General features: G+C 40.4%; 9 protein-coding genes. 5 read left to right on the top strand and 4 right to left on the bottom strand.

Going from position 1 to position 15386, the window contains the following annotated elements; all coding sequences use genetic code 11:
- Positions 1-11: 11 nt before the first annotated feature.
- Entirely contained in the window at positions 12-1382 is a 1371-nt protein-coding gene (gene gorA / locus DPV85_RS00620) for a glutathione-disulfide reductase (RefSeq protein ID WP_111326411.1), read from the bottom strand.
- A 216-nt stretch (positions 1383-1598) separates the two neighbouring features.
- On the opposite strand from gorA, the gene DPV85_RS00615 reads away from it, so the two are divergent.
- Positions 1599-2726, top strand: coding sequence for a glycosyltransferase (locus tag DPV85_RS00615; protein ID WP_111326410.1), 1128 nt, complete (start codon positions 1599-1601; stop codon positions 2724-2726).
- A 141-nt stretch (positions 2727-2867) separates the two neighbouring features.
- Here DPV85_RS00615 and DPV85_RS00610 read toward each other — a convergent pair whose 3' ends face one another.
- A complete protein-coding gene (locus tag DPV85_RS00610; protein WP_111326408.1) occupies positions 2868-8120 on the bottom strand; it encodes a collagen-flanked surface repeat-containing protein in 5253 nt (1750 codons plus the stop codon).
- Between the two features lie 395 nt (positions 8121-8515).
- On the opposite strand from DPV85_RS00610, the gene DPV85_RS00605 reads away from it, so the two are divergent.
- Both DPV85_RS00605 and hemH read left to right on the top strand, forming a co-directional pair.
- A complete protein-coding gene (locus tag DPV85_RS00605) occupies positions 8516-8935 on the top strand; it encodes a hotdog fold thioesterase (protein WP_111326407.1) in 420 nt (139 codons plus the stop codon).
- Positions 8932-9903, top strand: a complete 972-nt coding sequence (gene hemH, locus DPV85_RS00600) for a ferrochelatase (RefSeq protein WP_111326405.1) — start codon at positions 8932-8934, stop codon at positions 9901-9903. Before DPV85_RS00605 ends, hemH begins: the two co-directional genes overlap by 4 nt.
- 228 nt (positions 9904-10131) lie before the next feature.
- Here hemH and DPV85_RS00595 read toward each other — a convergent pair whose 3' ends face one another.
- Together DPV85_RS00595 and epmA are read right to left on the bottom strand one after the other, a co-directional pair.
- Positions 10132-11247, bottom strand: coding sequence for a porin (locus DPV85_RS00595; RefSeq protein WP_111326403.1), 1116 nt, complete (start codon positions 11245-11247; stop codon positions 10132-10134).
- Between the two features lie 310 nt (positions 11248-11557).
- A complete protein-coding gene (gene epmA, locus DPV85_RS00590) occupies positions 11558-12544 on the bottom strand; it encodes an elongation factor P--(R)-beta-lysine ligase (protein WP_111326402.1) in 987 nt (328 codons plus the stop codon).
- Between the two features lie 279 nt (positions 12545-12823).
- Between epmA and frdA the strand changes: the two genes are divergently transcribed.
- Entirely contained in the window at positions 12824-14623 is a 1800-nt protein-coding gene (frdA, locus tag DPV85_RS00585) for a fumarate reductase (quinol) flavoprotein subunit (protein WP_111326400.1), read from the top strand.
- The gene (locus tag DPV85_RS00580) at positions 14616-15386 is read left to right on the top strand and encodes a succinate dehydrogenase/fumarate reductase iron-sulfur subunit (protein WP_065244112.1); all 771 of its coding nucleotides are present in this window, start codon (positions 14616-14618) and stop codon (positions 15384-15386) included. The genes frdA and DPV85_RS00580 overlap by 8 nt, the downstream gene beginning before the upstream one ends.

Raw genomic sequence — 15386 nt, 5'->3', positions numbered from 1 at the left:
TTTATCTACAATTAACGCATTGTGACAAATTCTTCTGAACCTGTTGGGTGAATTGCTACCGTATTATCAAAGTCTGCTTTAGTTGCACCCATTTTGATTGCCACCGCAAAACCTTGAATCATTTCATCCACACCAAAACCAATGCCGTGTAAGCCTACGATTTTTTCTTCTTTGCCGACACACACTAATTTCATGCGACAAGGTTGCCGATGTTCGGTGACAGCGGTGTACATTGCCGTGAAAGAGGATTTATACACTTTCACATTTTCTTCGCCATATTGCTCAATCGCTTGTGGCTCAGTTAAACCGACTGTACCAATTGGCGGATGGCTGAACACAACCGTTGGCACAAGGTTGTAATCTAAATGCTCATTCGGTTTGTTATTGAATAAACGCTCAGATAAACGACGACCTGCTGCCACGGCAACTGGTGTTAATTCAATACCACCTTCGATAATATCACCTACAGCATAAATGCCAGGCACGTTTGTATTTTGGTATTTATCAACAATAATTTGTCCGCGTGAATTCGTTTTCACGCCTGTTACTTCAAGATTAATCACATCAGTAGCAGGTTCACGACCAATCGCCCAAATTAAGGTATCCACTGTAGTTTCACGACCATCTTGTAATTTCAAGGTAAGCGAACCATCCGCATTTTTAACCACTTCTTCTGGTAATGCTTTGGTATGTAATTGGATACCATCTTGTGCTAACACTTCAACCAAGGTTTCCACAATTAATGGATCTTGATTACGCAATGGAGCATGTTGGCGCACAAATAAATGTGTTTCGCTACCTAAGCTATTTAAAACACCCGCTAATTCAACTGCAATATAACCCGCGCCTACCACTGCAACACGTTTGGGTAATTCATTTAGAGCAAATACACCATTTGAATCAATTCCGTATTCTGCACCTTTTACTGCAGGAATACTTGGGCGGCCACCCGTCGCAATTAAGATATGATCGGCGGTCACTAATTCTGTTGAACCATCTGCATAGCTCACTTCAATCGTTTTCGCATCTTTAAAACGCGCAAAACCATTTAGAACATCCACGTTATTTTTCGCTAATACATTATTGTAAGACGTATGAATACGACCGATGTAAGCTTGACGGCTCTCGACTAATTTCGCGTAATCAAACTTTTTCACTTCTACATCAAAACCATAAGCAGGTGCATAGTTATTAATGGCTTCTGCAACTTGTGCGCCATAGAACATCACTTTTTTCGGTACACAACCTACGTTTACGCAAGTACCACCGAGATGTTTTGCTTCAATAATTGCACATTTTTTGCCATAGCTTGCCGCACGGTTAATTGAAGCAATCCCACCTGAACCGCCACCGATCGCAATATAATCATAATGTTTAGTCATTTTCATTATCCTTTTTTACTCATTGGAATTTTGCTCTATTGTGCCTAAAACTGAACGAGAAAGCTATAAATTGATGTGATTGGAATTGTCTATATGTGAGGAAAAAGTGCGGTCATTTTTCGCATAATTTTCAGCAAGCAAAATGTATTTTCGCTATAATGCTCTACGATAAAAATAAATTCTCAACTTCACAAGTATTTCCCGAAACGTATAAAAATGACGCAAAGAACTGATAAAAAAACAATCTGTTTAAATATGATTGTTAAAAATGAATCCGCTATCATCCGAGATACATTAGAGAACATTATTACTCATGTTCCATTAGATTATTATGTCATTAGTGATACAGGCTCAGACGACAATACTGCAGACATTATCAAACAATTCTTTGATGAAAAAGGCATTCAAGGCGAAATTCACCACGATGAATGGGGTAACTTTGCCCATAACCGTAACTGTGCGTTACAACATGCACAAGGAAAAACCGATTATGTATTAATCTTTGATGCCGATGATCGCTTTGAAGGAAATTTTGTATTACCTGAAGAACTAACGAGCGATCGCTATTATCTACGCATGGCAAATAGCGTTACAGGTTCAAATGTTTACTTCCGAGTTCTCATGTTTCGTAATGATGGTTCATTCTATTGGCGTGGCGTATTACATGAATTCATTGAACAACGTAAAACGACTATCACTGAGCAAAAAATATTCGGCGATTACTATGTCATTAGTGGTCGTTTTGGGGCTCGTAGCAACAACCCTCAAAAATATTTCCAAGATGCTCAAGTGTTAGAAAAAGCCTTCTATTCACCTGAAGATGAAGATCTTAAAGATCGCTATGCGTTTTATACCGCACAATCTTATCGTGATGCAGATATGCCTGAAAAAGCTATTGAGTGGTATGCCAAACGTGCAAATTTAGGGGGATGGTATGAAGAAGTTTATTATTCACTTCTCCAAATTGCCCTATTAAAAATTGAATTAAATGCGCCATTAGATGAAGTACAAAATCTTTTACTTGCTGCTTATGAATATCGTCCACAACGTGCGGAAAGCCTTTATCATTTGGCGCGTCAATTACGCCTTCACGATAAAATCAAGCTTGCCTATATCTATGCGAGTGCGGCAGTGAGTATTCCTCTCACTAAAGATATTCTTTTTGTTAATCACTCTGTTTATGAATGGAAAGCAAAAGATGAACTTGCTGTTAGTGCATATTGGGTAGGCAACTATCAACTTTGTCATGATCTCTGCTTAGAATTATTAGCCAATTCAACTATTCCAGAACGAGATAAACAACGTTTCCAAGAAAACTTGAGATTTGCTAAAGAGCATATGTAGAAAACCTAAGATATAAATTGAAGTAATCGCTATTCAATCAGCAAGTACAATTTATATACTTACACTTCTTCTACAATCATCCTCTAAAAATAAAAAACCCAGCCGAAGCTGGGTTTTTATCTATCTTAATGGAAAGTTAAATTACCATTGGTAACCTACACCCACAGAGCCACCTACGTCGCCTTGGGTATTTGCGTTACCTTGAAGTTTGAAGATAACTTTACCATTGTCACTTGAACGTGAGTAACCTACTGCTACAGCGCTTTCACCTTTGAAAGTACCTGCAGAAGCGGCAACCATTGATTTACCTGGAATATAAACTTGTGGTAAACCTGCTGCTGCGTTAGCACCTGCGATACCACCGCGAGCTTCTTTGCCCACTTTATTGATACGTTTATGTACATCACCAATTGATTGTTTCAATTGAGATACGTTAACCGCATCTGTATCTTTAGTACCTGCTTTCACGTTGTGAACTTGGTTGCCACCCATATCAACATTACCACCTTTATTAACAGTTAAGTCATTTGTGGTTACGCTGTTATGGTCTACATCATTTGTTGTTGAAACAAGGATGTCGCCACCATTTTGCTCAATCGCGATGTTTTTACCTGCAGTATAAGTAATTGTTTTACCGCTAGTAATTTTCGTTGTTGAGCTTCCGCCTTTCTTAGCAACTTTGTTTCCACCATCTTTAGTTGCAACATTAAAGTTGGTTGAACCATTTGATACTAATTGGCCTTTATCGTTCACTGTGATGGTATCGTTATCAACGTTCACATCAAAGCTAACTTTAGATGTTGTACCATCTTCATTAGGCACTGCTGTAACAGTGATACCTTTACCATTTACAAAGTTCACAGTATTGCCATGAGTTACTGCATCAACAGCATTACCATTTGCTTGTAGGTTCCAGCCAGAGTTCAATACATCACGAACTGTCGCTGCTTCTTTTTTCTCCACATCAGTGATATTTAACACTTTGTCATCCACAACGGTTGTTGGGTTTTCAATGTGATGTTTTAAGTTAGCCACTTTACCATTTGTAATTGTGGTGTCACCCGCTTTGATTGTTGGTGCTGAGATTGTGCCAGTCGCAGTTACATTTCCAGCTGTTACGTTAGTAGTTACATTTACACTATTAACTTCTAAGTCTTTTGCTAATCCCACAGTAATGGTATTGCCTTCAACTTTAGTCATAATGTTTTTACCAGCATCAAACTTGGTCCAGTCATCATTAGCTTTTGCACCTGTAACGTTCACTTGAGTACCAAGTTCTGCTTTGTGTGCTTCACCAGTGTTACCACCGAAGATTAAGCCATCATCCATGGTTGCAACTTCACGTTTGATTGTATTACCGTTCTCATCTTTGAGAGGGTTACCATCTTTGTCTGTTGGTACGTAAATGATACGTTGGGTAGTTTTACCTGGTTTACCATCAGCACCGACTTCACGGTTTACAAGTGTTTGTTTACCGTTGTCTGTTGTGATGTTGATAGATGCACCGTCTTTACCGTCTTTACCTTTCGGTCCGGTTAAGCCGATTTGACCAACGCCGTCTTTACCAGAGATAGAAACTGCATCTTTGCCGTCTTTACCGCTGATTCCAACTTTGCCGTCTGAACCATCTTTACCAGGTTTACCATTTTCAGCTTTAACAGGTTCTGAAGGTGCTGTAATGGTTACACCGTCTAAACCATCTTTACCGTCTTTACCTTTCGGACCATTAACTACAACTTTATCTAAGTTAGTTACAGTGCTGTTTAAGGCAAATTCAACTTTCGCACCATCACTGTTGTTGGTTTGGTTAACAGTTAAGTTTTTACCTGCTGACATTTCAACAGTGTTTTTATGTTCAATGGTTTTCGCATCGGTTTGTGAACCTGGTGCTTTGTTACCTGTAGATTTAATATCCCAAGTCATCACACCGTCTTTACCATCTTTACCATCTTTACCATCTTTCACAGTCGTGGTTGTAGTGCTTACATTACCATCTTTGTCTGTGTTAGTGATTACGATAGTTGAAGTTCCGTTTTCTTTGGTTACTTTAGCTTCAGTTGATGCACCGTCTTTACCATCGATACCATCTTTACCATCTTTACCATCTTTACCATCTTTCACAGTCGTGGTTGTAGTGCTTACATTACCATCTTTGTCTGTGTTAGTGATTACGATAGTTGAAGTTCCGTTTTCTTTGGTTACTTTAGCTTCAGTTGATGCACCGTCTTTACCATCGATACCATCTTTACCATCTTTACCATCTTTACCATCTTTCACAGTCGTGGTTGTAGTGCTTACATTACCATCTTTGTCTGTGTTAGTGATTACGATAGTTGACGTTTTAGCTGCTTCATCACGGGTTACTTCACCTTTAGTTGATGCACCGTCTTTACCGTCTTTACCGTCTTTCACTGTTGCAGTTGTAGTGGTTACATTACCATCTTTATCTGTGTTAGTGATTACGATAGTTGACGTTTTAGCTGCTTCATCACGAGTTACTTCACCTTTAGTTGATGCACCGTCTTTACCATCTTTAACGATAGTTGTAGTAACTGAACCAGTCTCTAAATCAGTAATAGTGATTGTGTGGGTGCCGTCGCCGTTATCAACAACTTCACCAGTGATACTACCACCTTTTTCACCTGTGTCACCTTTGTCACCTTTCGCGCCAGTATCACCTTTGTCGCCTTTCGCGCCGGTGTCACCTTTGTCGCCTTTCGCGCCAGTGTCACCCTTGTCGCCTTTCGCGCCAGTTGCACCAGTGTCACCTTTGTCACCTTTGTCGCCTTTCGCGCCAGTGTCACCCTTGTCGCCTTTCGCGCCAGTTGCACCAGTGTCACCTTTTTCACCTTTAGCACCAGCTGCACCGTCTTTACCGTCTTTACCGTCTTTAACGATAGTTGTAGTAACTGAGCCAGTTTCTAAATCAGTAATAGTGATGGTGTGAGTGCCGTCGCCGTTATCAACAACTTCACCAGTGATGCTACCACCTTTTTCACCTGTGTCACCTTTGTCACCTTTCGCGCCAGTATCACCTTTGTCGCCTTTCGCGCCTGTGTCACCTTTGTCGCCTTTCGCACCAGTGTCACCTTTGTCGCCTTTCGCACCAGTGTCACCTTTGTCGCCTTTCGCACCAGTGTCACCCTTGTCGCCTTTCGCGCCGGTGTCACCTTTGTCGCCTTTCGCACCAGTGTCACCCTTGTCGCCTTTCGCGCCTGTGTCACCTTTGTCGCCTTTCGCGCCGGTGTCACCTTTGTCGCCTTTCGCACCAGTGTCACCCTTGTCGCCTTTCGCGCCAGTTGCGCCAGTGTCACCTTTGTCGCCTTTGTCGCCTTTCGCGCCAGTTGCACCAGTGTCACCTTTTTCACCTTTAGCACCAGCTGCACCGTCTTTACCGTCTTTACCGTCTTTAACGATAGTTGTAGTAACTGAGCCAGTTTCTAAATCAGTAATAGTGATGGTGTGGGTACCGTCGCCGTTATCGACAACTTCGCCAGTGATGCTGCCACCTTTTTCACCAGTGTCACCTTTCTCACCTTTAGCACCTGTTGCACCGGTATCACCTTTAGCACCTGTTGCACCGGTATCACCTTTTTCACCTTTTTCACCAGCAGTTGCACTGATTTCAATGGTGGTACCGTTACGTTTAATCTCAATGTTTTTACCTGCATTGATATTTACAGTATTTGATGCTTTAACATCCGCTGCTTGAGTATCACTACCTTCAGTAATTTTACCGTTTGTACCTGTTACCGCAGATGAATTCAAATGCCATGAAACATTGTTCACAATATCAGTTACAGTACTTACGTTAGTTAAACGAGCACCATAGTTACCACCCGTTGCTTTATCGCCATCTTTATCATAAGTAGCCGCACCTGCAGTTGTAGTAGAAATAGCACCAGTTTTTGCATCAACATTGTAAGTTGTTACATTGCCTGTAGTAGTATTCGTTACAGTTAATGCATCTTTAGTAGTAGTTGTCACTGCTGCTGTAGTATCTGTACCACCAGCCACTTTTGCATTGATTTTAACTGAACCATCAGGGTTATATTCAACTGTTGTGTTATCACCAGCTACGATATTTGCGTTATATTTAACAATCGTTTTACCTGGAGTAACATTCCCTACACTATCCTTAGACGCAGGAGTATTTACCACTGTTGCAGTCGTACCTCGACCATTTTGGAATTCAACGACATCTTTGTGATAAACATTTGATTCTTTAGGTTGAGCATTAACCGTGCTATTACCGCTTACAACCCAGTGATGATTATTAATTTTGTCATCTAAATCATTTGCTACAGTGTAAAGCTGTGAACCGTTAACCGCATCAGTTGAAGTTTTAGTTAAGCGACCCGCTGCCACGTTTTGAATTTGACGCTCGCTACCTGCTTTACCAACAGAAACAACTGCACCATCACCTAATGTACTCTCGTTACCCGCAAAACCGCTGTAAGTTAAAGTACCAACAGTCGCTGTATTGGTTGGAACAAAATTCGAAGTTGTAGATTCAGAACCTAAAGCTACAGAATTATTTGCTACTGCTTTTGCACCAGAACCAATCGCAGTTGTATTAACACCTGATGCTTGAGCAGCTTCTGCTGGAGTCATTGATCCACCAATAGCGACAGAGTTTGTACCAGAAGCATTTGCAGACGTACCACCAGCAAATGAAGCAGTACCAGTTGCTTTTGATGCCGCACCCACTGCAGTCGCACGCTCAGCAGTAGCCGTTGCATATCCACCTAATGCAGCTGCATTACGTGCAGTAGCAGTAGTACTAACACCTACAGCTACCGCATTATCAACAGTTGCTGTAGCACTTTTACCTGTTGCAACAGTATTAGCTGCAGAAGCATTTGCTAAATAACCAACAGCAACTGCGGCTGTCCCTGTACCCGCACCACCTGCTTTTGACTCTTGACCAATGGCAACAACAGAGTCTGCAGTCGCGTTAGAATATGAACCAACAGTAACCGATTGAACACCTGAAGCAGTTGTATTTGAACCTATAGCTACTGCATGATCTTTTGTTGCGTTAGTGTCTTTACCGATAGCAATTGTGTTAGTCCAGCTTGCAGTAGAATTTGTACCAATTGCAATCGAGTCTTGCTTTGCAGCATTTGCATTTCCACCTACCGCAATCGCGTGACGACCAGCAGTTGGATTAGGCACATTGTTTGGTGCGATATTTACCGCATCATTAGTTGTAAGATCGGCTGCAGCCATTGCTGATTGAGATACCGCCAATGAACCAATCACAGCACCAGCAAGTGCGGTCAATTTCACGATCTTTTTAGATTTGGTTTTACCCTTAGCATGCCCAAGTTCAGAAACAGCTGTCCACGTTTGTGTAGCATGATTCCAAATAACTTTAAACACTTTGTTCATATCAATTTATTCCTTTTATGAGGATGATAAAGAAGCTGTTACTTAAGCAACAGCGCCGAAAAATTCAACGTCAGAAAGGCGGCGACCACAGATTTTGACAATAGTTTCCCCTTCCTTTCTGGTCGGAACAGCTTATTCTAAGCGAACTTTGTACAAAAAGGAAGCATAATAAAAAGGATTTACCAAAAATTACAATTAATTAAGATAAAACTTTAGTTATGTAAATATATGTAAAGATTTCTGGAATTTATTACAAAAAAATTAAAGATATGTAAATTTTTGTGCAAAAAACAAACATTTTCTGGGCTAAAAGTGCAACATTACTTTTCTTTTTGCTTTACGAAAGTATCGAATTAGATCAAACTAACGCCATCAAATAAGATAAGGAAAAGTACATGGCAATTTGGAAAAAAGCATTCACCCTTGAGCAGCTCAATGAAATGGGGAAACATTGTGCTGTTGGGCATTTAGGGATTGAAATTTCAGCTTATGGCGAAAACTGGATTGAAGCAAAAATGCCGGTTGATCATTGCACCACTCAGCCTTTCGGTTTATTACATGGTGGCGTGTCTGTGGCATTGGCTGAAACCATTGGTTCATTAGCCGGATTTCTCTGTATAGAAGAAGGGCAAGTTGCCTTAGGATTAGATATCAACGCCAATCATCTTCGTCCAGTGAAAAAAGGTTTTGTTACCGCAAAGGCTATGCCAATTGCTTTAAGTCAAAATACTCATGTTTGGCAAATTGACATTCGCGATGAACAAGATAAACTTTGCTGCGTTTCTCGATTAACGCTTTATATCAAACATTTATGACTACAACTCAAAAAATTGGCATCATTTTAGCGAACCTTGGTACGCCTGATGCCCCTCAACCCGCAGCGATCTCCCGTTATTTAGCGGATTTTTTAATGGATCCCCGCGTGGTCGATTTGCCTCGTTGGAAATGGTATCCTCTTTTAAAAGCCATTATTTTACCGATGCGTTCTAAACGTATTGCTCAAAATTATCAAGCTATTTGGACAGAACAAGGCTCTCCCCTGCTTGCCATTACAAAGCAACAACAAGCCGGTTTACAAGCTTATTTAAATGAACAAGGCATCAATGCTCAAGTAGAAATTGCCATGACTTATGGCAATCCTTCAATGCAAAGTGCGGTCAAAAATTTACTTAAAAATGATGTAGAACGCATGATTGTGTTGCCGCTTTATCCGCAATATTCTAGCACCACAACGGGCGCATTAATCGATGCCTTCAATCGTGCCATTGCACAAGAACGTAATATTGTGCCTTTTGAGTTTATTCATTCTTATCATCTTGATGAAAACTACATTAATGCCTTAGTGGATTCGATTAAAGTGCGGTTAAAACCCGATGAGTTTTTGCTTTTTTCTTATCATGGCATTCCATTGCGTTATGAGAATATGGGCGATTATTATCGTCAGCACTGCAAACAAACCACTATTGCCATTGTGGATAAATTAGGTTTAACCGAAAACCAATGGAATATGACTTTCCAATCTCGCTTTGGTCGTGAAGAGTGGTTACAACCTTATACAGATCACTTTTTAGAAGAAGCGGCTTCTCAAGGGATTCAAAAAATAGCGGTAATTTGCCCAGGTTTTTCGGTGGATTGCTTAGAAACCTTAGAAGAAATTGAAGTTGAAAATAAAGAAACGTTCTTAAATCACGGTGGTATATCTTATCACTACATCCCCGCATTGAATGCTGAAAAAGCACATATTGAAATGATGGGTAAATTGGTTTTGGATAAGTTGAAGTAGTTAAATCTCCCCAACCCCTCTTTGCGAAAGAGGGGGGAGCTTAATAGCCTCATAAACGTTCTCCGTTCTTAACTCTCTCAAATATATTCCCAATAAAATCACTAAAAGCAACATCATAAAAAAGCCCCTCTTTTGTAAAGAGGGGTTGGGGAGATTTAAGAATTAAAAAAAATAAACAAAAAGGCGAACCTTTCGATTCGCCTTTTTAGATTCTTATCTAATCAAAGATTAGAAGAATACACGCATACCTACACCGATAGCTCTGTCTTTAATTTTACCTGTGTAAGCGTAACCGCCATTTGCGTTTTCAGCATACTTTTTAGCTGTTACGTATTTACCTTCTACGAATAATACAACTTGTTTATGAAGTTGATAGTCAGCACCAAGTAAGAAACCGTGAGTTTTATCTTTAGTCGTTTCACCTTTTACGCGTTCATATAGGTAGTTACCATATACTTGAGATGCTGGAGTTACTTGATATGCGAAACCTGGAGACACATAGAATTTGTTAGTTTTGTCACTACCATCTTTTTCATGCGCATAACCAAAGTCACCCGTTAATTTGAAGTCAGCAAATTTATAACCTAAAGATGCTAAAACGCCATCTAAGCGGTGAGCATGCGCTGCATTAGTTTCAAAGTTGGTATGACCGTAAGCTAAACGAGCATCAAGATCACCCGCTGTGTATAACGCACCTAAAGCGAAAGCATTTTTAATGTTACCAGTTGGATCTGCTACATAAGTTTGTTTACCGTTAACGTCTAGAGCACCTTTTTCAGTTTTTAAAGGTCTTCCCATTTCATCATGACGTTGACCAAAGTTATAGTTTGCACTTAAGTGTAAACCTTCGATACCTTTATAGTCATAACGAACTACACCAGTACCAGAAGTAGGAATATAATCACCTTTTGGAATAAAACCATATTCGTAGTCGTTAGCTTGGCTTAAATCATCCGCGATGGTTAATTGACGACCAAATGTGATGTCACCAGTCGCTTTGCTACCTAAACCTACGTAAGCACGTTTAGTATAAAGGCTACCGAATTTATCACGAGATTCTGTATCGTTGAAACGGAATTCTAAACGACCTAATGCATAGAAATCGTTATCTAAGTTATGTTTTACAGTGATGCCGAAACGTGAACCTGCATTACGTAAAGCAGAGTTAGCTTTTTTAGTTGATTGGTTAGCGGCGTTATACTCTTTTTTATCCGCTTTTTCCATGATTAAACGAAGAGAACCGTTTAATTCAACTTTAGTACCTTCGTTGTCATAAACTACTGCTGCGTTCGCTGCTGAAGCGGCAAATGCAGAGACGATTAATGCTGCTAGTGTCTTTTTCATAATTGTTATTCCTTTTGGTTGTTACCTATGATTTTTGATTGAAGCAATTTTTCATAAAAAGTTCAATCTCCGAAATAGACGTCGCAAATATTACAAAATAAACCTATAGTGTCAATGGAGGATCCGTTTCAATTTTCTAAAATCGGATCAAGATCACATTTTTTGCGCAAAAAAGGATATTTTTTAATCAAAAAATCCTTTCACATCGAACTTTTCAGAATTTTGTCTATACAACTATCTCTCTATTTTGAGCAATTTGTTCTTCTTTTTTATTCATTTTCGAAGAAATAATGAATATTTTTTGAGCAGACTAAGCACATTCCACCGAAAATGAAATCACTTCTTTAATACTTTCAGCGCCTAACGCAATCATAATGAGACGATCAACACCTAAAGCTACGCCTGATGTATTCGGAATTCCTGCTTGTAATGCCGCCAGTAAACGATGATCAATTTCACGTTGTGGCAAGCCTGCTTTTTCGCGTAGGCGGTTGTCTTGCTCAAAGCGGTGTTGCTGTTCACGCGCATCGGTGAGCTCATGGAAACCGTTGGCTAACTCTAAGCCTTTATAATAGAACTCAAAACGTTCTGCCACGCGGCTATCTTCTGGGCTAAGTTGTGCGAGCGCTGCTTGGGAAGAAGGGAAATGATAAACCGCAACAGGGGCCTCTTGTCCGATTTTAGGTTCTACCACTTCACTAAATAAAAATTGCAATAACGTATCACGATCTTCATCTTCATCTGCCATAAAGTTGTGCTTACGCGCCGCTTCTACTAATTCTTGACGAGTCGCTGATAATGGATCTAATCCTACATATTCTTGGAAGACAAATTGATAACTTAAGGTTTCTGCAGGTTTGCAATCTAGGATCTGTTGTAATAAATCATCTACTTCATTCATTAGACGGTACATATCAAAGTGCGGTCGATACCATTCAAGCATGGTAAATTCCGGATTATGGCGATTGCCCGCTTCTTCATTACGAAACACTTTGCCAATTTGAAAGATCGGTCCACTGCCTGCCGCTAATAAACGTTTCATATGATATTCCGGGCTAGTAGAAAGCCACAGCGTTTTCGACAGTTCATCAAAAGGCGCAATAAACTCTGTATTAAAAGTTGAAAGGTGAAGATCCGTCACACCAAATTCACTTAAAACAGGCGTTTCCACTTCTAATAATCCACGTTCAGTAAAAAACTGGCGGATATCCGCAATGATTTTGGCACGCGCCAATAAATTTTTAATTGAGGCGGAAGGTTGCCATTCTGTTTTTTTATCGCTAAGTGCGGCGGTCATTTTTTTCTCCGTTTTCACCTTTAAAATGAATTAGGCTATTGTAAACAAGACTGATTTTTAACTCAATAATCCTACTAAATCATTCTTAAACGCAAACGGTTATCATCTATAAATATATAAAAAATTAACTTTTTTGAGTTAGATCACACTTTTGATATTTTATCCCTTTATTCGGGAAAAAAAGTTACTAATTTGTAAACAAAAGTGGCAGAATTACCACAAGCCCCTATTAATTTAGGGCGTTTTATTTTTTTACTTTCTATATGATTGGAGGATATCGTGCAAACGGTTAATGTCGATATTGCTATTGTTGGTGCCGGTGGCGGCGGTTTACGTGCAGCAATTGCAGCAGCAGAAGCAAACCCTAACTTAAAGATCGCATTAGTTTCTAAGGTTTATCCTATGCGTAGCCATACGGTTGCAGCAGAAGGTGGTGCGGCCGCAGTAATTAAAGAGGAAGATTCCTACGATAAACACTTCCACGATACCGTTGCCGGTGGCGACTGGTTATGTGAACAAGATGTAGTGGAATACTTCGTTGAACATTCTCCAGTGGAAATGACTCAACTTGAACGTTGGGGTTGCCCTTGGAGCCGTAAAGCAGATGGCGATGTGAACGTGCGTCGTTTCGGTGGGATGAAAATCGAACGTACTTGGTTCGCGGCAGACAAAACCGGTTTCCACTTATTACATACTCTTTTCCAAACATCCATTCAATATCCTCAAATTCAACGTTTTGACGAGCACTTCGTTTTAGATATCTTAGTTGATGATGGTCATGCTCGCGGTATGGTTGCGATGAATATGATGGAGGGTTCACTTGTTCAAATCAACGCAAATGCGGTTGTGATTGCAACTGGTGGTGGTTGTCGTGCATTCAAATTCAATACCAACGGCGGTATCGTAACTGGTGATGGTTTATCAATGGCATATCGTCACGGCGTTCCTCTTCGTGATATGGAATTCGTCCAATATCACCCAACCGGCTTACCAAACACTGGTATCTTAATGACTGAAGGTTGTCGTGGTGAAGGCGGTATCTTAGTGAATAAAAACGGCTACCGTTATTTACAAGATTATGGTCTAGGTCCTGAAACCCCAATCGGTAAACCTGAAAACAAATATATGGAACTTGGTCCGCGTGATAAAGTTTCACAAGCATTCTGGCAAGAGTGGCGTAAAGGCAACACCTTAAAAACTGCAAAAGGTGTGGATGTGGTTCACCTTGACTTACGTCACTTAGGTGAAAAATACTTACATGAACGTCTTCCATTCATTTGTGAATTAGCAAGTGCTTATGAAGGTGTAAACCCAGTTAATGAACCAATCCCTGTACGTCCAGTTGTTCACTACACCATGGGTGGTATCGAAGTAGATTACAACAGCGAAACTCGTATTAAAGGTTTATTTGCTGTGGGTGAGTGTGCGTCTTCTGGTTTACATGGCGCAAACCGTTTAGGTTCTAACTCGCTTGCTGAATTAGTGGTTTTAGGCCGTGTTGCAGGTGAATATGCCGCACAACGAGCAGCAGAGGCGAAACCTGCAAACCGTACAGCAGTTGATGCGCAAGCTCAAGATGTTGTCGCTCGCCTTGAAGCACTTTACAACCAAGAAGGTAATGAATCTTGGTCTGAAATCCGTGATGAAATGGGTACCGTCATGGAAGAAGGTTGTGGTATCTACCGTGACCAAGAAAGCATGCAAAAAGCAGTAGATAAAATTGCTGAGCTTAAAGAACGTTATAAACGTATTCGTGTTGCAGACCGTTCAAGCGTATTCAATACCGATGTACTTTACACGGTAGAATTAGGTTACATCCTTGATGTGGCACAATCAATTGCCAACTCTGCAATTGAACGTAAAGAGTCTCGTGGTGCACACCAACGCTTAGACTACACCGAACGTGATGATGTGAATTATTTAAAACACACCCTTGCTTACTACAATGGCGATGATGCACCGCGTATTGAATACAGCCCGGTGAAAATCACTAAATCTCAACCAGCAAAACGTGTTTATGGTGCTGAAGCAGAAGCGGCAGAAGCGGCTGCAAAAGCTAAGGAGCAAGCAAATGGCTAATTCACCGGTAATGACTGTAGAAGTATTACGCTACAACCCAGAAAACGATCAAGAGCCACATTTAAGCTCTTATCAAGTACCTTATGATAACCAAACCTCTCTTTTAGATGCGTTAGGTTACATTAAAGATAAACTTGAACCGTCTCTTTCTTATCGTTGGTCTTGCCGTATGGCGATCTGCGGTTCTTGCGGGATGATGGTAAATAACAAACCAAAATTGGCTTGTAAAACGTTCTTACGTGATTACAGCGGCCACATGCGTATTGAACCATTAGCAAACTTCCCTATTGAACGCGACTTAGTGGTTGATTTAAGCCACTTTATCGAAAGTTTAGAGGCTATTAAACCTTATATTATTGGTAACGAAGCACCAGCATTAGATGGTAAACCACACCCATCAAAAGAATTGCAAGTAAGCCGTACTAAACAAACCCCGGCACAGCTTGAAAAATATCGTCAATTCTCAATGTGTATTAACTGTGGTTTATGTTATGCGGCTTGTCCACAATTCGGTTTGAACCCTGAATTCATTGGCCCTGCAGCGATTACCATGGCACATCGTTACAATCTTGATAACCGTGACCATGGTAAAGCACAACGTATGCCATTATTAAATGGTAAAAACGGTGTTTGGAGCTGTACTTTCGTCGGTTATTGTTCTGAAGTGTGTCCAAAACACGTGGATCCGGCTTCTGCAATCAACCAAGGCAAAATTGAAAGCGCCAAAGATTATGTTATCTCAATGCTAAAACCAAAAAGCTAA

This window comes from Haemophilus parainfluenzae (genome assembly GCF_003252725.1).
GTDB classification, from domain to species: Bacteria; Pseudomonadota; Gammaproteobacteria; order Enterobacterales; family Pasteurellaceae; genus Haemophilus_D; species Haemophilus_D parainfluenzae_L.
The sequence above is the reverse complement of the archived record's forward strand: the minus strand, read 5'-3'. Positions and strand labels throughout refer to the sequence as shown.

What these genes read in the sequence shown, in the direction of transcription:
- gorA (WP_111326411.1), bottom strand. Translation starts at nt 1,382, where the DNA reads ATGACTAAACATTATGATTATATTGCGATCGGTGGCGGTTCAGGTGGG.
- epmA (WP_111326402.1), bottom strand. Translation starts at nt 12,544, where the DNA reads ATGACCGCCGCACTTAGCGATAAAAAAACAGAATGGCAACCTTCCGCC.
- DPV85_RS00615 (WP_111326410.1), top strand. Translation starts at nt 1,599, where the DNA reads ATGACGCAAAGAACTGATAAAAAAACAATCTGTTTAAATATGATTGTT.
- DPV85_RS00595 (WP_111326403.1), bottom strand. Translation starts at nt 11,247, where the DNA reads ATGAAAAAGACACTAGCAGCATTAATCGTCTCTGCATTTGCCGCTTCA.
- DPV85_RS00605 (WP_111326407.1), top strand. Translation starts at nt 8,516, where the DNA reads ATGGCAATTTGGAAAAAAGCATTCACCCTTGAGCAGCTCAATGAAATG.
- hemH (WP_111326405.1), top strand. Translation starts at nt 8,932, where the DNA reads ATGACTACAACTCAAAAAATTGGCATCATTTTAGCGAACCTTGGTACG.
- DPV85_RS00580 (WP_065244112.1), top strand. Translation starts at nt 14,616, where the DNA reads ATGGCTAATTCACCGGTAATGACTGTAGAAGTATTACGCTACAACCCA.
- DPV85_RS00610 (WP_111326408.1), bottom strand. Translation starts at nt 8,120, where the DNA reads ATGAACAAAGTGTTTAAAGTTATTTGGAATCATGCTACACAAACGTGG.